Annotated in this window: 17 protein-coding genes and 2 pseudogenes; 2 read left to right on the top strand and 17 right to left on the bottom strand. The window is 57.5% G+C overall.

Features of this window, described 5'->3' with window-relative positions; genetic code table 11:
- Window positions 1-73 precede the first annotated feature (73 nt).
- Complete coding sequence (locus tag BSG20_RS17510) at window positions 74-1,051, bottom strand: substrate-binding domain-containing protein (RefSeq protein WP_072377483.1); 978 nt, start codon at window positions 1,049-1,051, stop codon at window positions 74-76.
- Window positions 1,052-1,211: 160 nt separating this feature from the next.
- On the opposite strand from BSG20_RS17510, the gene BSG20_RS17515 reads away from it, so the two are divergent.
- Window positions 1,212-2,246: a LacI family DNA-binding transcriptional regulator gene (locus BSG20_RS17515; RefSeq protein WP_072377481.1), complete on the top strand. Its 1,035-nt coding sequence runs from the start codon at window positions 1,212-1,214 to the stop codon at window positions 2,244-2,246.
- A gap of 29 nt (window positions 2,247-2,275) precedes the next feature.
- Here the strand turns inward: BSG20_RS17515 and BSG20_RS17520 are convergent.
- The 15 genes and pseudogenes from BSG20_RS17520 to BSG20_RS17590 all read right to left on the bottom strand — a co-directional run.
- Window positions 2,276-2,517: pseudogene (locus BSG20_RS17520) on the bottom strand (SDR family oxidoreductase); the annotation flags it as partial.
- A gap of 82 nt (window positions 2,518-2,599) precedes the next feature.
- Complete coding sequence (locus tag BSG20_RS17525) at window positions 2,600-2,824, bottom strand: hypothetical protein (protein WP_143147498.1); 225 nt, start codon at window positions 2,822-2,824, stop codon at window positions 2,600-2,602.
- A gap of 71 nt (window positions 2,825-2,895) precedes the next feature.
- Window positions 2,896-3,972, bottom strand: coding sequence for an alginate lyase family protein (locus BSG20_RS17530; RefSeq protein ID WP_072377477.1), 1,077 nt, complete (start codon window positions 3,970-3,972; stop codon window positions 2,896-2,898).
- The gene (locus tag BSG20_RS17535; RefSeq protein WP_072377475.1) at window positions 3,973-6,708 is read right to left on the bottom strand and encodes a tetratricopeptide repeat protein; all 2,736 of its coding nucleotides are present in this window, start codon (window positions 6,706-6,708) and stop codon (window positions 3,973-3,975) included.
- A gap of 6 nt (window positions 6,709-6,714) precedes the next feature.
- The gene (locus BSG20_RS17540; RefSeq protein WP_167371578.1) at window positions 6,715-7,302 is read right to left on the bottom strand and encodes an alginate O-acetyltransferase AlgF; all 588 of its coding nucleotides are present in this window, start codon (window positions 7,300-7,302) and stop codon (window positions 6,715-6,717) included.
- Between the two features lie 53 nt (window positions 7,303-7,355).
- Window positions 7,356-8,699, bottom strand: a complete 1,344-nt coding sequence (locus tag BSG20_RS17545; protein ID WP_072377471.1) for an alginate O-acetyltransferase AlgX-related protein — start codon at window positions 8,697-8,699, stop codon at window positions 7,356-7,358.
- Window positions 8,696-9,457: an SEL1-like repeat protein gene (locus BSG20_RS17550; protein ID WP_072377468.1), complete on the bottom strand. Its 762-nt coding sequence runs from the start codon at window positions 9,455-9,457 to the stop codon at window positions 8,696-8,698. The genes BSG20_RS17545 and BSG20_RS17550 overlap by 4 nt, the downstream gene beginning before the upstream one ends.
- 4 nt (window positions 9,458-9,461) lie before the next feature.
- Window positions 9,462-10,559 (bottom strand): alginate O-acetyltransferase AlgX-related protein, encoded by a 1,098-nt coding sequence (locus BSG20_RS17555; RefSeq protein WP_072377467.1) that lies wholly within the window; start codon window positions 10,557-10,559, stop codon window positions 9,462-9,464.
- 7 nt (window positions 10,560-10,566) lie between these two features.
- Complete coding sequence (locus tag BSG20_RS17560) at window positions 10,567-11,997, bottom strand: MBOAT family O-acyltransferase (protein WP_072377465.1); 1,431 nt, start codon at window positions 11,995-11,997, stop codon at window positions 10,567-10,569.
- Between the two features lie 4 nt (window positions 11,998-12,001).
- Window positions 12,002-13,522 carry a right-handed parallel beta-helix repeat-containing protein gene (locus BSG20_RS17565; RefSeq protein WP_072377463.1) on the bottom strand — a complete coding sequence of 507 codons (1,521 nt, stop codon included), beginning with the start codon at window positions 13,520-13,522 and terminating at the stop codon, window positions 12,002-12,004.
- Window positions 13,515-14,957: a mannose-1-phosphate guanylyltransferase gene (locus BSG20_RS17570; protein ID WP_072377460.1), complete on the bottom strand. Its 1,443-nt coding sequence runs from the start codon at window positions 14,955-14,957 to the stop codon at window positions 13,515-13,517. The genes BSG20_RS17565 and BSG20_RS17570 overlap by 8 nt, the downstream gene beginning before the upstream one ends.
- Window positions 14,954-16,057, bottom strand: coding sequence for a hypothetical protein (locus tag BSG20_RS17575; RefSeq protein ID WP_072377458.1), 1,104 nt, complete (start codon window positions 16,055-16,057; stop codon window positions 14,954-14,956). The genes BSG20_RS17570 and BSG20_RS17575 overlap by 4 nt, the downstream gene beginning before the upstream one ends.
- Window positions 16,058-16,073: 16 nt before the next feature.
- Entirely contained in the window at window positions 16,074-17,540 is a 1,467-nt protein-coding gene (locus tag BSG20_RS17580) for a glycosyltransferase (protein WP_072377456.1), read from the bottom strand.
- Window positions 17,541-17,549: 9 nt separating this feature from the next.
- Window positions 17,550-18,869 carry a nucleotide sugar dehydrogenase gene (locus tag BSG20_RS17585; RefSeq protein WP_072377454.1) on the bottom strand — a complete coding sequence of 440 codons (1,320 nt, stop codon included), beginning with the start codon at window positions 18,867-18,869 and terminating at the stop codon, window positions 17,550-17,552.
- 245 nt (window positions 18,870-19,114) lie between these two features.
- A complete protein-coding gene (locus tag BSG20_RS17590; RefSeq protein ID WP_143147499.1) occupies window positions 19,115-19,813 on the bottom strand; it encodes a response regulator transcription factor in 699 nt (232 codons plus the stop codon).
- Window positions 19,814-20,643: 830 nt separating this feature from the next.
- On the opposite strand from BSG20_RS17590, the pseudogene xth reads away from it, so the two are divergent.
- A pseudogene (gene xth / locus BSG20_RS17595) lies at window positions 20,644-21,448 on the top strand (exodeoxyribonuclease III).
- Between the two features lie 108 nt (window positions 21,449-21,556).
- Here xth and BSG20_RS17600 read toward each other — a convergent pair.
- Window positions 21,557-22,438: a hypothetical protein gene (locus tag BSG20_RS17600; RefSeq protein WP_072377450.1), complete on the bottom strand. Its 882-nt coding sequence runs from the start codon at window positions 22,436-22,438 to the stop codon at window positions 21,557-21,559.
- Window positions 22,439-22,594 lie beyond the last annotated feature (156 nt).

Below are 22,594 nucleotides of genomic sequence, written 5' to 3' on the forward strand. Positions count from 1 at the left end.
ACAAGGCTTCGAACCGAAGTGCCGTCGTCTTCGACCCGCAGCGGTCCTGCGGGTCGAGCTTGACGAGAACCGATTATCGGGCGCCGCTTTTGACGCCGGCCATGGTCGCATCGATGTTGGATGCGTCGACGATGCCTGGGCCGGTGAGGACCGGCGCAGTCGGAAGGTTCGTTCCGTAGTCGAGATGCGACGCCAGCAGCGTGACACTGAGGATCGACTGCAGATACGGCTGCTGATCGATAGCGAAGGTCTGCGAGCCATCCTTGATGCGAGCCAAGCCTGACGCGTTAAGATCGAAGGTACCGTGCGATACCTTGCCGACCTTTCCTGCCTGGTTGATCCCGCTTGCAGCTGCATCGGCATCTGTCGCGCTGACGTTTATGATACCGTCAATGCTGTCGTCCTGGAGAAGCGTGGCCTTCACCGCCTCCGCAATCGCGGTCTGATCCCCGAAGCTCGTCGCAGGAAGGGGAAGCTGCTTGCCCTGTCCGCCTTTCGCCGCAATACCGTCGATCACGCCTTTGCAGCGGGCTTCCTGATTGGCAGCACCTGGAACCGTGTTGACACAAATGACATTTTTTGCGCCTTTCGATCCGAGATATTCACCGCCTGCCTTGCCTGCCACATACTCATCGGAGCCAACATAGTTGATCGCGCCTAATTCACGCGCCTTTTCAATATTGCCGGCATTCATGAGAATGACTTTGATCCCCGCCTGGACCGCAGCCTTGATCGCCTCGTCCTCGGCTTCCGGAACCCAGTCCGGCACAACGATACCCGTGACACCCTGGCTCATCGCAGTGCGAACAAGCTGGGCGGCGTCCGGACCAAGATTGTCATAGGTTTGAAGCTGGAGGTAGCTGACCGAGCCGCCATTCTTTTCGACAACCAGACGGGCATCATCCACGCCCTTCTTGATCCGGCTCCAGAACTCATCGTCTGTTTTCCCGCCAACGACGGCGATATTGGCGGCCAGCACGGTGGATGCGCCGAGCGCCACGACGGCTGCAAGGGACAGCGCCCCTTTCAGGACGGCTTTTGAAAACTGCATAGAACTTCCTCCCATGTTGCACGCGGGATGACATCTCCCTGAGCGATCCCGGCAACGCGAGAGAAGAGTTAGCAAATAGAACGTTTGTTCGAAACAGTTATTGCATTAGAATAGATATTTTGTATCTTCTATATCAAAGCCAAATGATGCGGAAAATCTCATGAAGAAACGTCCCACGATCGCCGATCTCGCTCGCACTGCGAGCGTCAGCATTGCTACCGTCAATCGGATTTTGGCGGGCTCGGCTTCCGTGCGCCCGCGGACGATCGAGAAGGTCGAACGCGCAGCCGAGCAAATTGGCTTTTATGGTCTCGGCGTCATTGAGGATCGCTTGCGGCGCGCCCTTCCAAGCTACAGGTTCGGTTTTCTGCTCCAGCAGTCGAGCCGGGATCTTTATCGACTTTTCGGATCGAAGATCATCGAAGCGGCATCGCGACGGGTCAATGAGAAGGTTGAGCCCATAGTCGAGTTTGTCGACGTCCTCGAACCCCAGAATATTGCAAATCGGCTCGCTGCGCTCGGCGAGCGGTGTGATGCGGTTGCCATTATCGCTGGAGATCACCCCCTTATAGGACAGACCATCCACTCACTGCGCACCAGCGGCAAGCCGGTGGTGACCTACATCACGGATCAATCGGCGCCTGATCGGGCGGGCTACGTTGGAACGGATAATTGGAAATTGGGGAGGACTGCGGCATGGTTTTTGGCCCAGACGATCCCCGACGCCGGCCGGATAGCCGTCTTCATTGGGAACCATCGATACCAGTGTCAGGACATATGCGATGCGAGTTTCCGCTCCTACATGCGCGAGCACGCGCCTCACCTCCAAATCGACGACAGCCGACCGACACACGAGGAGTCCCAGCAAGCCTATCAGATGGTTCGCGAGCTGCTCGCAGATACCGATGACTTACGAGGGATATACATCGTCGGCGGCGGAATCTCTGGTGTTTTGAAGGCGCTACGCGAATCCGACGATGTAAAGCGCAGCCGGGTGCGCGTCATATGTCGCGACATCGGCCCCGAGACGCGCAAGGGGCTGACCGAGGGTCTGATAACGGCAGCCTTATGTCATCCGCTGGACAAGATTTCCGAGGAGTTGATCGCAACGATGGTCACCGCACTGGAAGACCGCGGAGACACTATACTGCAGCGCGTGGTGCCGTTCGAGATCATCACGCCCGAGAGCGTATAGGCAACCGCGCGCCAAACAGTCGGATCAATTCAACACGATGCCATAGCTTGCGCGCCTGTGATCTCGACCAACGAACCACACATGAACGCGCCCTCGGCCGACGCCAGGAAGGCGACGAGTGCTGCCACTTCCTCGGGCTTACCGATACGGGCGAACGGCACGAGCTTGTCCAGATCGGCGATCGTCCGACCCGACCGCATCACGCCTCAAGCATGGGCGTGTGGATTTCTCCTGGGCAGACCACTTTCACGCGAACCCTGTTTGGAGCATAGATCTGGCAGGCACATGCAGATCTTGCCGCCTGTTTCCGCATGGCTGCGATACGGTATGGATGAAGGCGTCGGCATCCTCACCTAAAAAATGCATCCGCGGGATGCAAGCTGCATCTTTCGGCGAATGATAATGTTCATGCTCTTGCCGGAGTTCTTTGCTTTCGTCAGCAGTTTAGCGCAAGTTTTCGGGCTAAGCTTGCCGTCAGGATTTTTCGGAGTTGTTTGCTCGGAGATTGTCGGGCGCGCTGCCATGCCTTGGGCGGCGACATATGCCGGCATGAAAAAAAGGGGCGCAAGGCTGATCATCAGCACATATCTGACCTTAAGCATTTGTGGGCTTTCCTATCCTTGAGTGACGTCTGATTGAGGATGAACTCTCAATCCCCGGAGTATTGCTCGGTCAGATTGCCCCCAAGATTCGAGTTCGATAGTGGCCTGTACTTCTTAGCAAGGCGCAGTGCCCTCTCATCTTTTTCATATGTCAGATAAGGCTCCAGCCATGCGAGTTGAAAGGGTTCCAACGTCTCGCTGCCCATGGAAAAGGACTGCTCAGTTCCGGCCTTGGCCGCTGCGAGTTCCGGTTTTTCGACCGCCGAAAGCGTGAAATCCACGATCTTGGCAAGCTTTCCATCACACACGGCAAAGCTATCGGCTGCGTGGCCTTTCAGGCGTACTGCATTGACGACCAGGGGCGCCACCGCGTGCAATTGATAATGCAAGGCTTTGTCCCCTCTCTTCATTTCGAAGGGAAGCGCTCCAGCCTCGTCGGCCGAACAGACGACCATCTCCGTTGACTTCGCACCCCAGGCAACCTGCTCATCGTCATTTGTCGCCAGACCGATTTGCGCGACCGCAAGTCCGGCCCAGGCGCGAAGGTTGTTCTGCGACGCCATCGGTGGCGCGTCATTCTCGAAGAAGGATTCCAGCTTGTGGCCAAGGGGCGCCAACCACGCCTCGATTTCCACTTTCTGCTTGCTCGGCGGTGGCGTTCGGGCCTTCGCTTCATTGTAGGCAATTGCGATCCCGGCCAGGCGCGGGGAAATGGCGAGCTTCGCATTCATTGTTCCGAGATCGGACAAGGCGCCGGCATTTGCCCATGTGGCCAGTGCGGTATAGAGACACCGGCGTTTCTCGATGTCGGAGGGCTTGGTGGCAGACGATCCGTGAGAGAGTGCGGCTACTGACCTGACAAAGAGATCTATGGGTCGTAGTGCCTTGTTGACAGCTGCGTTGCTTTCCTGGTCAAGCTCTGAGCGGGACGCGTCACCCTTTTCATAACGGCTGCCAAGCTCAAGGCTTGTAACCGGCGTGGGCACTCTCGGGCACTTCTGTTCGGCCTGTGCAGGATGGTCGCCGACGGCAAGCAGCCCCAGTACCAAAAACGAAACAAGAGCACCCTGACGAAGCTTGCCAAGCCCCTTGATCCATGCCGGGCGGGAAACATACCTTCTCATCTAGTTCACCTTCATTGCCATGACAGCCAGCATTTCGTTTGCTTGCTTGTTGCCGAGACGGGCTGCCTTTTCCAGCCAGGCCTTCGCCTGAGGCAACGACGGCTGGGTGCCGATTCCGTAGGCGTAGTTCTGCGCCAGCAGCACCATTGACTCCGCATCGCCTTTGTCCGCCGCCTTCTGAAACAGATCCGTGGCGTTTGAGGCGGCTTCCGCACCGGCATTCGTTGCAAGCTTCAGCTTTGCGAATTCGCGCATCCCGATAGGGTCACCCGTATCTGCCGATCGTTCGTAGATCGACGCAAGATCAACGCGTGCCAAAACAAGTTGGTAGATGGCCTTGTGCGATCGCGCCAAGCCGGTCAGGCGGCTAGCAACCCGTTCGGCCGGAGCATGTTCGATAACATCGACCATCAGTTCGGTTGCTTTCTCAGGCGAGAACTGTTGGTTCTGTTTGTCGGTGTAGGTTTTCAAGAGGTACTGCTCGGCCTTCGCGTCGCCGCCGCGGGCCGCGATTTCGAACAGGCGCATGGCGCTGTTGCGTGCCTCTGCCGATGCAACTGCAGCATAGACTTCAGCCAACAATCGTGCTCTCCACGGCTTTCCCTCCGAGAAAGCCTCGCCAACATCCATCCAGGCGCGCGATCTCGTTGGCTGACCGAGATCCGAATAGGCATGCGCCATTGAAAGTGCCGAATCGAACGAGCAGTCCATGACGCTTTGAGCGCGCAGCAGGTAACCCTGTTTCAAATTGACATCGCTCACTTGCCGGGCCGCGAAAATCAGTGCGTCAGCATCCCCGCGATCGGCGATGGCCGGCAGGTATTGCTTGTAGACGTCAAGGGGCACAGCAAACGTTTCGGCAAGCAGTTGCATGGCCCTTCCATTGCCGTTTGCAGCTTCCAAACGCAGGTTCTTTTCGGCTGAGGCCGCAAGGGTAGGGTCATCCCTGAACGAGGACAGTATCAACTCGCCAGCCCCGACCCGCGCAGCCGGGCTGCCCCGATCGGCAGCGGCCAGAAGTCGGTCGAGCGCGGCGCGTTTCTTGCTGGCATCATCGCCCACCGCCTGCAGCATCAAGGCGGCAAACGCCGCCTCGGCGTCCGGGCTCGTTGACAAGCGCTCGTCCCACTCTTTGATAGCGTGAGCGTCCGTTCCAATTGCCTTGAGATACCAGAGGTAGGCAGCAATCAACTTTGGTTGGCCATTCAGCGCACCCGATTGAAGCAGGGCTGCCGCAGAGGTGTTCGCTTGATGAGCGAGCTCCTCGATGTCTTCGACTGACCATGCGCCGCCCTGCGTTCCCTTGGCGGCGTTCGCCCAATAGGCCGCCTGCTCGAGGCGAGGTCCGTCGGGCGCGTGACACAAGTAGGCATCGCGCAGATCATTCATGGTGTCGGTCCGGCCAAAGTTGTCAAGGAGCGCCAATAGAAGGTTGATCCCCTCGTCGAAATTCCCCTCGCCAGTACTGCCCATGCGAATGGCGGCCAGACTGTGCATGGACGTCATGTCACGACGCTCGGCTCCTTTGGCGAAGAGCTGGCTTGCCTGGTCGCGAGTTTTCCAATAGCCGTCCGTCTCGATTGCAAGATTTGCCAGCCTGGCGAAAACCCAACCGGGCGCATCGTTTAGTGACGCGAGTTCGTTCAACGCTTGAACATACTTCTCCCGGGCATCCGGCGCGTCGGAGTAAAGGTTTGCGAGCCTGATCAGGCTGCTGCGATGACCTGATGCCACAGCCTGACGATAATAATACTCGGATTTCTCAAGATCTTTCGGAACGATCGCCCCGATCTCGTAAACGTGGCCGAGCTCGGACTGAGCGGCAACCACACCATGGTCGGCCGCGAACTTGAGGTAGCGCATCAGGACTGCGTTGTCCTTGCGGATATCGGAGCTTTCCATGTGATAGCGAGCGACCTTCCAGGCGGCATTGCCGTCTCCGAGGTCGGCTGCAAAGCGTAACCACGCCTCCGAGATCGTGCGGTTCTGCTGAACCACTTCCCCCTTTTCATATTCTCTGGCAATGCGCGCGACCCGGTCGCAAATTCCACTGTCAAGTTTTCCCACCATCGCGCCGAAGGCCATTGTTATGGCGAGCGATGGGTCAACCGTCCAACCCTCGATGCTCTGTCCGTCGAGGTTTCGTTTGGCAAGCTGCAGGAGCGCATTTGGATTTCCGCCATAGGCGGCGTTGACAAGGTAGGAAAGGGCCTTTGTCGTGTCTTTCTGATCGGTAACGCCGTTCAGGATCAGCTCTGCGGCCAGGTCCAGATCCTTCGGCGTACTGGTTTCCGCGTGTGCAACGAAAGCCTCGATCGCTCCGGTGTCGTTCAGCTCATCGATCTTTCCCGCCCGAAGGTAGAGCGTGATCCTCTCCGCCTCCAAATCCTGTGGTTTCATGTCGGTGTTCAGGCCGGGCAGCAGTTCGATCATGCGTGCGATGACAGGAAAATAGACTTCCGGATCGATGTCGCGAAGTCGTTGCGCCTCGCGCTGAACCAGCCACGGTGCCATCTTCGGAAGCGACTTGCGGTCCCAGGAAAGCCATCGATCAATGACCTCTCCATCCGGCGCCCGTTGAATACATATCGGCTTCACCTCAACCTTGGGCGGCAGGAAATCGATGGCGACTGGACCTGCCCGCACCTGGCCGGCGGTCGCTGCGAGCCATAGGCACGCAGCAACGGTCCCGACAAGCGAAGAAGGAATGCGTCGAAAGGCATGAAACGACATCATTGTCCCCTATTGGCTCAAGTGGTTTTCAGCGGCGACGACGTGGTAGTCGCCCTTGCTGCCTGAGAGAACGATGGAAAACCCCGCTCGCCTCTTCAGGTCGATCTTTTCGGTTTGGGCGATCGTCTTGCCGTCCTGCTGGATAACGAAGCCGAGACTGAGCGGTGCCCTTAGAGATACGCTCTGAGAGGTTCCGGAGGCGACCGCATTGAGTGCAGTTGCATTCGCAGCAGGCACGACCAGATCGACTGTTTGCAGGTCAGTGAGATTGTAAAGATAGACCTGAGCCTTCGACGGGTCATCCTTGACGCCATCGACGTAAAGTTTCGCTTGTCCATCTGACAGCTTGGCATAGGTGTAGTATTTGCCGGGGTCGGCGGTCACCTTCGTGCTCTCTGCGCCGATGGACATGTCGACGTCACCAGGTTTGACGGTGACATAGGGTGACACTCCTTCGGTGAAATTTGCGACTTGAGCCCCAGCGATGACGGCCGACGAGGCATTCATGTCGACAATGCGGATGAACGAGCCGTTCGGGTCAACGGGCTTGCCGTAAAGCCCGGCGTCTTGCGCCAATCCCGTTATCGGCGTGGTCAAAGCCAACATCGCGACGCAAAGAGTTGCACATGTGCGAGATATGATCATTTCCATCACCTTGCTTTAGGGCTGCAGACACTGACCGCCGCGGCATCCGCAGAAAGCCGGTCAAATTCGAGATTGATGCGCTGCGGGGCCTCACGGGCAAAGTAGCGAACCGGAAAATAGAAGCGGCCGGTCGAGACCATTCGGTCCGCGCGCAGAATACTGCTCTCGAACTGGTGGCCGTCGCTCAGCTCAAAACGCAGCGTCGCTCGCCGACTATGCGCATCGCCTGAAAACGCATAAATCACCGCCGAGTCCGAGACTTCGCCCTCACCGATGGCAACGCTGATGACGTTGGCGCCGGGGTGTGAGATTTTCTCGCTATCGATCGTCCGGCAGCTTTGACGCGCCGCGGCCGAAAGCTCGATCAAAGGCGCATCGCCGAATTTGCCGAGATTGTTGTAGATCGGGTTCTCCCAAATCAGAAATCGGGGCCGGTTCGTCTGGAAGGCTTCCGATGTGAGATAGGACGTGATCGACCCGAACTGGTTGCCCCCTGAAATCGAATAGTTGGTCACAGGGGTTGAGAGGGCCTGCGAGAGAAAGCCCGCGAAATTTGAGGCAGGAAGATCAGAATAGCTCGTGCCGACCAGGGCGACGGCACCGCCCGAAGCGTCATTGCCAAAGATGTCGGCGGTGGTGTTTTCGCCACCCGTCTCAAAGGTTTCGTACCCCTGTGTCTGCGGCAGGGGCAATGCATCCTTGCAGCCGGACTGCAGCAATCGACGCATCGTGGAAATGATCGACAGGCGCGTGGTCGGCCTTGTCTGAAAACTTGCCTTTTTGAGGTCGTCCGAACCTGGAAGAGCCCGGATCGCTGCAGCGATTTCCTCTGCGGACAAGCGCGCACCCGACGATGTCCAGTGAAAATCAGCCTGGAAGAATGGCGGCTCGTCACCGGCGTCTTTTCTTAGCCTTTCCAGCAGATCAACCGTAGCGATGCCATGATCGCGCAATCGCTTGATGACATCGTCATAGGCTCTTTTTGCAACGCCGTAGTCAAAACCGTAGTCACTTTTTGCAGTTTCGGGCAGATATTGCGGCAGGACGAGGCTTTTGGTCGGTATCGGAACAAAGACAAGCGTCGTTCCCCCCGCCTCGAGCGCCTCTGCGAGCAATGCCACTTCGTCGGCGGTGTGCTCCGACAGTTGCTGCTCCATGCGCAGGTCCGCAATGACGCGATAGAAAAATCCCTTCTCACCCTCGACAACGGCAAGTTGTCTATTGGTCTCAAGGCCTGCGCATCCGAAAGCGGAGGACGCGGCATGGCCGGTCCCTGCCGACGCCAGCGCAATGGCGATTGCCGGCAAGATCCGGGAACACAAGGTCGATCGACTAATCCAGTGTATCATTGCGAAACCTCGACAAGGTTCGTTGGTTCTTTCTCCAACAGGCGCAAAACGGCGGCGGCGATCGCGCTCGTGCTTGGTTCAGCACTGTCTTTTGCGATCGTCAGGAAGTGCCTCGCCTCTTCCTTTTCCTGATCGTCCGCCAGGCCCTGGGAGATCATGGAGATCGCCAAATTGAGCGCAGTCTTCGAATCACCCCCGGCGGCCGCCTGCCGCTCAAGGCGCAAGACCTCGTCGGGCTTGGCTCCGAAAGGCCGGCCACTCTTGTAAAATTTGACGAGTTGTGCGGCTGCCACGGGATTTCCACGGAACGCATGGTCGCGAAGCGTCTTTTCAGCCTGCGCAAGGCGGGGCTCACTGACTGTCTGCGAGGTTGTGCTGAGCAGTCGGGAAAGCGGAGCAACTGCTCCTGCGCGGCCGGTGCTACATGCAATGGTGTAATAATGGATCGCGTCGGCCGTCAGCTTCGGATTTGCTGCAAGGCGTTTGGCGACGTAGATCGCCGCCACACCGTCGCCCCGGTCGGCGAGCATCTGCAGCTCTTTGTAGGAAACACGCTGGCGAGCAATCATCCGCCGACGGATTGCCTGCAAGGCGGGGTCCTTCAGTTGATCTGTTCTTGTAACGCCCTGATTGAAGCCCTGCCGATAGCGCTGAACCGCTGCCTTTGATTTCGGGTCGGCGCCCGCAGCCGCAAACGCAACATCGCATCCGTTAGTGACGCCAATGCTCAGAGCGACGAGCAATGTAAGGAAGCGCATGTGTCTACTCCTCAGCAACGGGTGGAGGTGCATCCCAAAGAGCTGGCTCGGTCAAATAGCGAACCGGAAACTCCCAAAGCACTGTTGGTTGTCCTTGAATCTGCTGGCTGGTCTCCAGGAATTTACGCATGGGAACGACTGGCCCGCGGCCGATCTCGGCGACATTCAAGACGTTGGCGCCAAGCGCGGCTTCGAGATAAGCGGAAAAGGACCAGGTATCATTGGCACTGTAGCTGGTGCCGACCAGAACGACGGGAAAAGTTTCGTCCTGGCCCAGGATATCGATGATTGACCCTGCATTGTCCGGTGACGCAGTTTGCGGGGCGACGACTTCGTTCTTCAATCCAATCGACGGCGCCAATCTTGCACCGGTCACGAATTTGACGAGGTCGCCTTCCAGCGCCCGGTTTGGCTCGTCCTTGAGGACAAAATGCGTCTCTCCCGCAATTCGCGAGGAAGCCGCGATCGCACCGGCGACGGCCTTCGCTCCCGCAGGCGTCCAATGCGTGTCAGTCTTGAGGAAGACGTTATCCTGCGGTTTTGCACGCAGTAGCGCTTCCCTTGCATCAACGACGTCGATCTGTGCCGCAGACATTGCATCGATGAAATCGGCGTATCGACGCTCTGCGATGGAGGCATATCGCTGATCCGTCAGATATTCACGGTAAACGTCGCTCTTGGCAGGCAGCGGTACGACAATCAGTCGCTGACCTCGGGACCGTAGAACTTCGGCGACCTTCGAAATCTCGCGAACGCCGCTCGAAATGCCGCTGTCAGCGTTCGCGGCGCCGCGAAACTCCTCCTCGGAAAACAACCATCCGTTTTTCCCAACGACCACTCCACGACGCCCTTCGCCGAAAAGGGCGTAGCGAGCAGCGCCGACGAATTCGACCGCAAACTCGCGGTGTGGCAACTCGGTCTTGTAGACGGCCTCGAGCGTCGTTCCGATCAGCCCGTGGCTCAGTTGGCCGACGTTTGCGGGAAGCTGCGAAACAGCGCCGAGCAATTGGGGGCGAATGTCGACATTGGCAAAGACCCCATAGCCGAACAACATCACCGGAAGCAGCAGTCTGGCAGTCGTTTGTTTAGCGTTGATCTGCATTGGCGCCTCAAAACTGAAAATAGAGAAACGGCGAGTGGTTGGCCTCGGCAAGCTTCAGGATCGTTACTGTTGCCAGCAAGGTCAGCATCAACGGCACTGTGATAGATTGACGAAGCGTCGCGGTTCCATCGGTCCCTGCCACGGCGACGCCTGTCCGATCGAAGGTCTGAAGATAAGGCTCGCTTGCAACGACTGCGCATCCAATGGCAAGACTGAGCAGCCCTTCGTGAGTGATGTCGAGGAGCACTTCCGGTCGCGCCCAAAACCCATTCAGCCCGACCATGCCGGCATAAAGCTCTAATGCGACACCGACGCTCTCGGCCCTAAAGAGGACCCATCCCAACAAGACGATCAAAAGGGTGAGTGGCAGCGCCATCCATTTCGAGGTCGCAATCTTATTCCAGCCTGTGGCGCGTTCGAGCGCCAGCCAGCCACCATGCCATCCGCCCCAGAGAACGAAGGTCCAGTTGGCGCCATGCCAAAGCCCACCGAGGAGCATGACCAGGATCAGGTTGAGATAGGTTCGAAGAGGACCGAGGCGGCTTCCGCCGAGCGGAATGTAGAGATAGTCTCTCAGCCAGTTTGACAGACTGATGTGCCATCTGCGCCAGAATTCGGTGATGCTCCGGCTGAGATAGGGCATGTCGAAGTTCGGTGCGAAGCGAAACCCGATCAACAGTCCGAGGCCTATCGCCATGTCGCTATAGCCGGAAAAATCGAAGTAAAGTTGCATCATGTAGGCGATGGCGCCAAGCCACGCCTCAATCAGGGTCGGGTGACCGCTCGAAAAGATGCTGTCGGCGATCGGCGCAATCGGATCTGCAATCAGTACTTTCTTTGCAAGGCCGATGACGAACAGAGCCGTACCGTCGCTAAACTTCTGGATGGTGTGATCGCGATGTTTGAATTGGTCGGCGAGATCCTTGAAGCGCAGGATTGGGCCAGCAATGAGCTGCGGAAACAGGGCCTTGTATGCGGCAAGATCGATGAAGTTGCGCGTGGCGGGCGTTTCCCGGCGATAGACGTCGACAAGATAGCTGATCGACTGGAAGACGTAGAAGGAAATACCAATGGGAAGGATCAGGCGCCAGTGAATACCGAGCCCGTCCGCATCAGTCCCAACGAGCGCGGCGAAACTATCGATGAAAAAGTTCAGATATTTGAAAACTCCGAGCACCGTCAGGCAACCCGCGATGCCAACGGCGAGCAGGATTTTCCCTGCGGGCCGACCTAGATTGCGCTCGACTGCGATCGCAAAGACATAGACCCACACGGTTGTTGCAAACAGGAGTGCGAGGAAATCCATCCGCCACCACCCGTAAAAAATGTAGGACGCAATCAGAATGGTAAGGGAGCGCGCGGCAATCGGGGTCGCGTAGTAGGCCAGCAGGAATGTCGGAAGAAAGAGAAAAAGGAAGACCTCGGAGGAAAAAACCATGATTTCAGGTTCCCTTCTTGGCGATGCAAGCGGAAAAATCGACTGCGGAAAACTGGGAGAAGTCATCCGGAGCGGTTGGCACGGTTGCCTTGATCTTGAATTCACCAGGCTGGTCTGATGCAGCAAACTCCAGCAATCCGCCGAGGTTGGTTGCGAAGTCTCCGTCGGCGACGCGCGGCAGTTGTCGACTGAAGTCGTTTGCAAGAAGGCTGACTTCCCCAACTGCCGAGCCACTCAATCCGAAGCGATTGTTCACAAAGTTGTTGCGCGAAACGCGAAGCGATGAATGCTCGAACTGACCTGAAATCGCCAGGCCGGCGGAAGCATTTCCGAGGAGATCATTTTTCTCCACGTTGCCGTTGAGGACGGAACGCATCGCAATGCCACGGGAACGATTTGCAAGCACTACATTGCGTTCGATCGCAACGCAGGCGGCACCATCCACGCTAATTCCGGTCAGCCTCGATCTGCCGACGAGATTGTCGGAAATCCTGACCTCGGTCGATCCGCCGTCAACAAAAATTCCGTTACCTGGACTGCCAATGATGATGTTGTGGGAAATGTCGAGATGGCTTGAACCATCGGTCACCTTGATGGCGTGCGCCCCGGATCGTTGCGACACGATGTTGTCGGCGATACGCACGTCGCGTGCTGCCTTGACCAGCACCGCTGTCTGAGGACCATCGACAAAGCGATTTCCGACGATGTCGAGCCCGCTCACGCCGGCAAGCGCGACACCAGCACCATCCTTGAAGATGTTATCCTTGAGCATGGAGCCCGTTACAGATGACGAAAACTGTTGATGTGTGAAGGCCACACCGCTTCCTTCCAGGAACCCGGGAAAGCCCAGTCCGGCAATTTCACTTCGGCTTACCAGTGCGGCTCCGCCGAAGGTTGTCAGCAGGAACGGCCGGAATCCGCTGTTCTTGGCGCCTGTCGCACCAAGGTGTGCGCCATCGATCTCCAAAACCCCGGTATTGACAACAAATGCGCCTTGGCTGCCGTCGAACGCCAACCTTTCGCCGGGGCCGATTTTCAATGCGCCGCCAGTCCAGATGAAGATGGGGCGATGGGCGACGTACCCCTCTGGACCCTTTTCGAGAACGTCGTCAAAGCCCTTCGTTTGCAGGACCTGTCTGACTTCTTCGAGGCTGAATGAGCCGCTTTCGATGACGATTGCGGCAGCCTGAGGGGCCGGCTGGGCCTTTAAACTCGCTTCCACGAAACCCTGGCTTGCCGGCAAGCCGATCCGGCGCAGGAGAATATCGACCGGCGAACGACTAAGGCGTTTCTGGGTATCTGGGAAAATAAGCTGGCCGGCCTGACCTCCGGCCCGCGACGGTTCGATACCAGCCAGTTCGTGGACACGCCTGAATATCTCGCCCGACGATATATCCAAGCGCTGCGTGTCTTGCTCGAGACGGTCCAGCCCTGGCCAGTATGAGCTCTTCTGACCCGCCGTCGCCCAGGGTGAGCCCGCGAGGCAGGCGACAAGTGTCGCGATCGCCGCAAAACGACTAGGCATAATCAGCAGCCCTCACGTCATAGGGGATGGTCGCAAAAGGTTGGCTCGGCAAGCCAAGGACGCTGGCGTTGCCACAGCTGATTTCAATGACCTCGGAAACGGTATCGGAGGTATTGACCAAGACCGCCTGTCTGCCCGTCGCAACCATGGCGGACAGGCCGGGGGTCAGCTCAGACTGCGTTTGGTCGCCGATAAGCCGCAATCCCCCGCGGATAACGGCGAGGATCCGAGACACGCCTTCCTCACCAACAAGCGTGACGGTCTTTCCGCCATCTACACTCAAGAGGTCCATGGCAAAACCCGGGCCGGCCTGCATCGACTTTATGGTGCCCCATTCGGTAACCTGGCTACGGTGGTTTTCCGCTTCGCGACGCTTGAGCGTTACGAGGTGCTCGACAATTCTCTTCACGTCCTGGGAGCTTGACTTGTTGGTGACGAGGAGTGCGTCGTCGGTATCGACGACCACCACATCGTTCATGCCGACAACTGCGACCAGGCGCTCTCCGCCTCGCACCAACGAGCCGCGCGTATCGAACAGGACGACGTCCCCGGAGGTTACGTTGCCGCTTTCATTTTTCATTCCGATCGAATGGACAGAGGTCCAGCCACCGACGTCGTCCCATTCGATTGCAGCGGGCGCCAAGGCAATGTCCTTGCAGCGTTCAAAGACCGCCTTTTCTGTCGGCTGGCTGTCGGCTGCGATAAAATGGCGTTCGTCGAGCAGCAGGCCAGCCTCGGTTTCAAGCGGTGAAGCGGACTGGAGAGCAGCACTGACGGCAGCAAATGTCGAGGGATCGTGACGCCGGTATTCCTCAATCAGCTTGCTCGCCCGAAACATGCTGATGCCTGATGCCCAGTACGCAAAACCGGTGTCGATGAGCGACTGAGCAATTGCTGTACTGGGTTTCTCAATGAAGCTTTCGACGCGGTGCAGGCCGGGATAGAGATCGAATTGACCTCCATCCATGACGTAGCCATATCCCTTTTCGGCATAGCTCGGTTGGATGCCGAAGGTAACAATAAGCCCGTCCAATACTGCACGGTGCATTTGCGCAATGAGGCGATTGAGCTCGCCCTTGATGACATGGTCAGATGGCAGGACGACCAGCACCGCGTCAGGTTTGGCGCCAGCAAGATAGAGCGATGCAGCCAGCACCGCCGGGCCCGTGTTCCTTGCCACCGGCTCCGTGATGATGTGCGCTTTGCTCTGGATTTCACGTAGTTGACGCGCAACCGTCTGCACATGGCGCGATCCCACGCAGACGATCGGATCGGAAAACATATCGGCGCGATGGCGTTGAACGGTACTCTGAAAGAACGTCAAGGAGCCTTCGCCGTTGACCGGCTGGAACTGCTTTGGCTGGTGGGCGCGCGAAAGTGGCCAGAGGCGAGTACCCGTCCCGCCGCATAGGATCAGTGGATGAATGTCGCTCATTTCGTACCCCGGAAATAGGACAGGCTATTTGTCATGGCTCTCACCCATCCGGGCGAACCGTCCAATCGCACCACAACAGGCGTTCCAGGTGGCACGTCTGGCAGGGATTCAATGGGAACAAGCGTTACCGGCAGCAGCTCACCTGAGGGGGCGCTGGCGCGATCGACAAGAACGTTGGCATCGACCTTCCTGCCATCGCGAGTCTCGATCTGTGCCGTTGCGCCCCCCGCCAATCGCCGCAACTCGAGCCCGGTCAGGCTCGATTGCACAACAAGTGGAGCCCCATGCTTGTTCACAGTGAGGATCGGTTGACCCACGAGGACGGTCGCTCCTCGCTCGATGCCGGTCGTTTGAACCTCGCAGTCGCAAGGCATGCTGACCGTTACGGCAACACCCGTGGATGCCAGGATGGAATAGGCCGGTTTGCCACTGGGAGCACTGGGATTGATGAAGTCAACCTGGCCACTCGCCGTAGCCTTCATCGTTAGACCCTGACGCTGGACAAGGGCCGGCGCATTTACTTCCGTCACATAAAGGCGGTTGTTCAAGGCAGTGGCCGTGAACAATATGAGGGCAATCGAGGCCAGGCCAACGCTGAGCGTTCCAACTGTTCTAGCCAACGCGGCGCTGCCTGGCCGCCGGACTGCGGCGGAAGTGGGTGTCTTTTCCTTCTGCAAGGCGCTCGGCGCGCCAATCAACCCATTGAAGGTCACGTGGTCGCCCGCTAACCAGCAGTTCAGGAGATAGCGTATCTGCGGCATATGCTGGCCGGTCGGGTCCCGGAAGCGCAAGGCAATTGCTCCCGTTTCACTGTCGCTTGATGCAACGACGACGTCGATTGGCAATGACAGCGAAAATCCGTTGAAATTGAACCGAAAAAGAGCAAGTTTGCTGGCGCCCGCCCAATTTGCCGCAGCAATTCCGGCAATTCGCGCTCCCACCATTGAAAGAGTAACCCCTTCATAGGCGCGTCCATCGATCGCGACGGAGAACGGTATGCGCAGGCTTGGATGTTCATTCGCGTCGGCAAAATCGGGAGCCTCACCTGCATCCCTGTCGCCTGAAAGCACTTCCTTTTCGCGATGGTCGATTGTCGTCATCAGAGATTCCTTCAGGTCACATTCTTGCGGTGGAAATCATAAAGGCTGCGAACAAGAGCCAAGCGCTTGCCAGCATGTGAACGTAGGTCGAAGACAGGTTTCGCAGTCGCTCCGACAGGGTGACGGCGCGCCTCGCACGTCGTGCCGTGGCCTGCCGGGTCCATTTTTGCCGATCGAGACGAAATAGAACGAAGGTTTTGACGAGGGCGCCGCCGATCTGGCTGAAATATAAAAGAAACGGGTAGGTGATCGGAAAAGCCGGCCGGAAGGTCGTCAACAGGCAGCAGTAGATGTACCTGGTGAACATAACCCATGCCACGTAGAGCGGCAGGACGAGTGGGCTGATCAGCACGGCCGACATCACCACGGTTGCGGGGCCGAACAGTGTTGTCCACATCGATATTCGCTGATCGAGCACCGACCACCAGGTGAACCACCCGATGCGATGGGGGCCGAGCGCCAACGCCCTGCCGTTCGTTCGAAGCATGTTTCCGAACCACCGCAGCATCAAAGCGACGGCGGAATCGACGAAGCCGGGCTTCGGCTGGCTTTCCATCGAGACGGAACGGACGTCCGGGAGATAGGCCATTTCATAGCCACGCTTAAGCAGCCAGAACCACGTCGACTTGTCGTCTCCAGTCAGGAATTTCACAGTCCCGAGCCGCCAATGCGCCAGCCAGTCATGCTGCACGTTGTCAATGAAGTCTGGGTCGCAGGCGAGCGATGCACGAAAGATCGAGAGCCGTCCCGTTAGCGTCAGCACACGACCGGAAAGTCCCATGGACGACATCATCATCTGTCTCTGGGTAAAGCGAAGATTGAACCAGTCGCGAAACAGACGAGACTCTTCGATTTCGCAATCCTCATCCGTTGTCACGGCACCTATTTTGGGATCGACAAAAAATGGAGCGCACGTCTCTACAAGATCTTCCGGAGGGCAGCTGTCACCGTCGATGAGGACGACGATGTCGTCGGGCATCGGGCATTGACTGGCAATGATGCGCAACGATGTGGCCAGCGCATCACGCTTGCCGGTTGCCGGTATTCGATCAATGATCAGCCGAACATGAGCGGCCCGGGGCTTCATCAATGAATAGATTCGTCGAATGAGCCTTTCATCAGCAGTATCGACGATGGAGGCAACAACCGTTGCACCTCCTCTTGACGCAGCAGCAGCATTGAACAGGGAGCGATAGACCCGAGCCGTGACAGCGGTGTCGACCTTGTAGGTCGTGACCAGGAAGAAGGAATGAACGGGGCGCTGCCGTTCCAGATATCTGCTGGTCACGGCAGCGCGCCGGCGCGGATGCACGATGTGAATGAATATCGTTGCGCGGACAAAGTTGATCGCCCCCCAACCATATCGCCACATCCCCAGTGTTCCGATCGTCAACACCAGGCTGGCGTTTTCGGCAAGCCGGTGAGCGGGAACCGCAACGGCTACGCTTAAGAAGACAAGGATGTAAAGGATATGGCTCAGCACGTTCAGCTCCTACCAGCAGATGCCTGCGTACAGGCCGCCGGAGCGCATCTTCGGATCGATGCGCGTAAGGTCGACAAGACTCTTGGTCGACGCCGCCTCTGTCAGAGGCTCAACTGCTTCCTCGTAGCGGTTGCCGACGAGCAGGATGTCAGCGCCTTCGATTAATTCATCAATCTCGTCGACAAGGCGCTCCTTCAGATCAGGAACAATTCCGTTCCCACGTCCCGAGCCGCCCATGTTATGTGCGTATGCAACGCTGACACTCGGGTCGTAGACCCTAAGGTCAAAGCCCTTGGAAATGAGCCGCGAGGCGAGCTCAGCGAGTGGGCTTTCGCGCAAATCGTCGGTGCCGGCCTTGAAGCTGATCCCGACCATGCCAATCGACTTTCCGGGCGCATTCTCGACCATCGTCTCTGCGCGCTCGATCTGTCCGGCATTCGCGGTCAGAACCGAGTCGAGGAGCGGTGTGGAGACTTCCCTTTCGCCCGCCAGATGCCGCAGGGCGCGAACGTCCTTGGGCAGGCATGAACCACCGAAGGCAAACCCGGGTCGCATGAAATAGGGCGACATGTTTACCTTGTCGTCAGAACACAACACTTTCAGGACCAATTGGCCGTCGATCCCGCAGGCCTTGGCGATGTTCCCGATTTCATTGGCGAAGGTCACCTTGACAGCTCGCCAGGAATTGCTCGTGTACTTAATCATCTCCGCTGTCGCCACCGGCACGACATTGCAGGCGCACGGCAGACCGGCGTTGATGTCGTGCAACAGCTGTTCCGTAACGGGATCAATGGCACCGAACACGATAAGGCCCGGATTGTAATTGTCGTCGATTGCTGTGCCTTCCCGGAGGAATTCGGGATAGTACCCGACACCGAACCCGTCGCCGGCGGTCAGTCCCGACGCCTGCTCGAGGATAGGAATGCATTCGCCTTCCATGGTGCCGGGAACGATGGTCGAGCGCACCACAACGGAGTGAAACGTCGACTTTTGCCGTATCGCCGCTGCAACATCCTTGCAGGCCTGCTTAACGTAGTTCAAACCGACAGCGCCATCTGACGCGCTCGGCGTGCCGACGCAAATGAAGGTCAGGTCTGTTTCGGCAATGGCGGAACTGACGTCCGTAGTGGCGCTCAAGCGTCCACGTGCGACATTGCGCTGAAGCAGCGGCGTCAGTCCTGTTTCGACAATCGGTGCTTCGCCGGCATTGAGCTTGGCCACCTTGGCCGGGTCGACGTCCACAGCCACGACCGTGTGACCATCTTCCGCCAGGCAGGCGGCAGAAACCACGCCGACGTATCCGATACCAAGTATACTAATTCTTGCCATGACATGTCCCCACGATAGCATTTGCTCGAAGTTGGCTTGACGTCACGACAGCGCGGTTCTCTGGCGCACCGCTATTTGGTCAGGCTCGTGGGAAGATTACGAAGGTTAATAAAGAATAAAAGTCAGGTAATTAAGAACAAATGTAGGGAAAATGAGAAGGAAGCCCGGAGGAATATATAAACACAAATAGCCGGCTAAAGTAGCCAGCTCATTTCATACTTATATTATGTGAAGAATACTCAGTTCTAATGCTGATATATGTTAAACCATCCCCTTAGGGCGCCGTATTTAACGATGGACGCGCGGGTGGAGAGGCTGAGCTTATCGGAGCCGCGTGATTTATACGTTTCAACCGTTTTTGTGCTGAGACGCATTTCGGCAGCAATCTCCTTCGTGCTGAACCCGTAGGCGATTAGTTTTAGCACGAGTTCTTCGCGCGCGCTTAGGCTGCCTTCGGGCAAACGCGATGGTGTGAGTGTGGCGCCGTTAAGAAGCGAGTAGAAGCTGCGAATATGCAGGTCTGGTAGGCATCTAAACACCGCCGGGCTGATGTGGTGTTGTCCCGCTGCAACGCGCGAAATCGCGGTATAGATATCTTTGCCATCGTCACTGGTAAAAATCACGCTTGATACACCGTCGACATAGACGTCCTGGATCAGATTCACGCTGGAGTGACTGACAGCGTAGATCAAATTGAATGGATACTCCGCCTCCGTACTGGCAACACGCCGCAGGGCATTACCAATCCCGATGTCAGCGGAAGTGGCAATTTCGCATATGACGACGGCGGGCAATGTTCGGGCGACGAATTCGTGCAAAGACTCACTGGCGCGTTTCGCGTCAACGAAACACATGCCGTGATCAATACACACGCCTGAACGAATTTTTTCGGATAGTTCACCAGATGTGCAAACTACCGAAACACGAATCCTTTTCGTTCCCATGAAAGTTCCTCAATTAAGACGAAACCTCCTCCCGGGCATTACTAATAGGAACTTACTGCATCTCCAGTACACCGAGATGTACTGCCTCCATTGACATGCAGAAAGCTAGAGAACGTACCGATAGTTTTAAAAATTACTTAATATGTCAAGAAGCATTTTCAATATTTACGGCTTGTCGTTGTATATTCTTCAATGCGCAGATATGTAACTGATCGTCTATTTGGAATTCCTATGGAGGAATTGGGGCTAGATGGGTAATTTACGGGAGCCGAATTGCGCGAGGATCCAGCTAATCCTCCCGGCCTTTCGTGACAAAAGAACTGAATTCATAGCAGGGAAGCCGCACTCAAGCGCACCGCAGGCTCCAGCCGGGTGCAAACTGTTCAGGAAGACAGCCGCGGGGTGCGCTCGCGCTGGAGTCGAAGCGATTGCGGGCACGTCTAGCGACCGTGGTCAACATGCCGATTGATGAAACCCATGGGGCCAGGCCCAGTCGTAGCTCTGACAACCGGTTGATCCACCGAGGCCTCCCCGACGTCGGTAGTGATGTTGGTGCCCGACGCAACGGATAAACTGTCAGGCGTCACAACTTGAAGCGATCGAATACGGTGAGCCGTTTGATCAGCGAATCCGGGCAGCACATTCACCTGCGTTAGTCCGCACGAGACAGCAAGGCGGGTCCGTGAAATCGAACTGAAGGCCCTATTGGTGGATTTCAGGCCGCGGCTTCCCAAAAAAGTGTGGCCGTGGTTAAGGGCCGTGATCAAGGGCCGTGGTCAAGGAGAGAGGAGCGCCCTACCTGTCGCCTAGCCTCAGCCCTCGGAGATTGCGTGAAAATAGCCACGTATAACGTCAATGGCATCAACGGCCGCCTTACAGTGCTGCTGAGGTGGCTGAAGGAAGATCGCCCCGACATTGTCTGCCTTCAGGAACTCAAGACAGTCGACGAGAGATTTCCGCGCAACGAACTTCGACGCGCCGGATATGAGGCTGTATGGCACGGCCAGAAGAGCTGGAACGGCGTTGCCATCCTGGCAAGGGGCACACTGCCAGTCTTGACGCGGCGCGGCCTTCCCGGCGATCCTGACGACACTCACAGACGCTATATCGAGGCCGTGGTAGACGGCCTGTTGATCGGCTGCCTCTATCTTCCGAACGGCAATCCTGCTCCAGGCCCAAAGTTCGAATACAAGCTTCGATGGTTTCAACGCCTGCAGGCCTATGCGGCCGAGTTGCTTGAGCTCGAAGTGCCCGTTCTGCTGGTCGGCGACTATAATGTCATGCCGACTGATCTGGACGTTTACGCACCGGAGCGTTGGCGGGACGATGCCCTGTTCCGCCCCGAGGTCAGGCGAGCCTATGCCGAGCTCGTCAGGCAAGGGTGGATGGATGCGATACGGCACTTATACCCTGAGGAGCGAATCTATACGTTCTGGAAGTATTTCATTCGAGCGCGACGCCGGTCTGAGGCTCGACCATGTTCTACTCAGTCCTGCTGCCGCTCCTTTCCTGCGCTCAGCAAGTGTCAGGCGGCGACCTCGAGGGTGGGAGCACACCAGCGACCATGCCCCGGTGATGATCGAACTCGACCTGCCGAAGGCAGCTGGTCAATCAGGACCAGCCAACCTCCGATGAAAGGATTATCCCGCCGCCTCCGTATGCGACCCAAAAACACGACCGAAAAAGCAAGCACGACGCGCCCGAGACTCACTGCTATGGGAAGGAGAACGCGTAACCCCCGGCTCAGGTTGAAGCGCGAAGCGCCACGCTGCGCTCCCGAAACCTCGCCCTCCGACGGGCCTCCCGCAATTCTTCAATCGTCGGTTGCCACCAACCACGACTATTCTCATATTCGCCCGGCTCCTTTTTCGCGGGCCAGGTGTGTATCAGCTCTTCCAGAGAAGCAGATCGCCACAGCGCCCACACGTGTTCATCGCTTAGATCGGGATAGAGATCGGCCACATTGGCGGCTTCTACCAATTCGCCCGTCACTTCGCTGACCACGATAATGCCGTAACTCGTCGTGGCCACCGGCCTGTCGAGGGGCGGCAAGTCATCTGCCGGCACCGGCATGCGGTGACGTCTCCGCTCCGATGCGCGCCGACGTGACCTTTTATCCTCATCCGTTCCTTTGCGAGCTTCAGTACGCTTGCGACGTTCTTCGGGCTCGTTGCGCTTGGCGGCCTCCTCTATCAGCTTCCAGCGGCGCAGGAGGTCGTCGTAGGAGGCAAAGGGTATATGCCAGACCCCGAGGTCGACATCCCAGCGCGCAAAAGGGACCTGTCGGAGCGCATCGACAATGGTGCGCGAATACGGCGTGCGAACACGAAAGCCGTCCTCTACTACATCCAGATAAGGACTTAGGATCGGCTCGAACTCAAAGGCGTCACGGCCTCTCTCATCGGCGAAGGCATCCGCGCGAGATGCTTCGCGAGCGAGCCACCGGTCTATTCTGCGGCGCGCGGTCGTTCCAGGTACAAACCAGGCTTTGCGTTCGTCGCTCCATCGAGCGCGCGGAAAGGTTTCCCGAAAACGCTGGACAGACATTCGGTCAAACGGAAAGGCGACGGATGCACCCGGCCGGCCGCGATCTTCTTCGTGGTGCAACTCGGCTTCGTCACCCATGGCGTCCTCTCAGGCATCGAAATAAGAACTCGGATGAAGTAACCGGGTTTCAACAATAATTTCGAACATTATACTCGCCCCCACGACTGGTTGGCGTGCGAAAAGAGCGGTCGGGCTTCGACAGGGCAAGCTCCATCGCTGTCGCCGTTGCGCGCC

Source organism: Rhizobium tibeticum, from assembly GCF_900110205.1.
In the GTDB taxonomy this organism is placed as follows: Bacteria; Pseudomonadota; Alphaproteobacteria; order Rhizobiales; family Rhizobiaceae; genus Rhizobium; species Rhizobium tibeticum.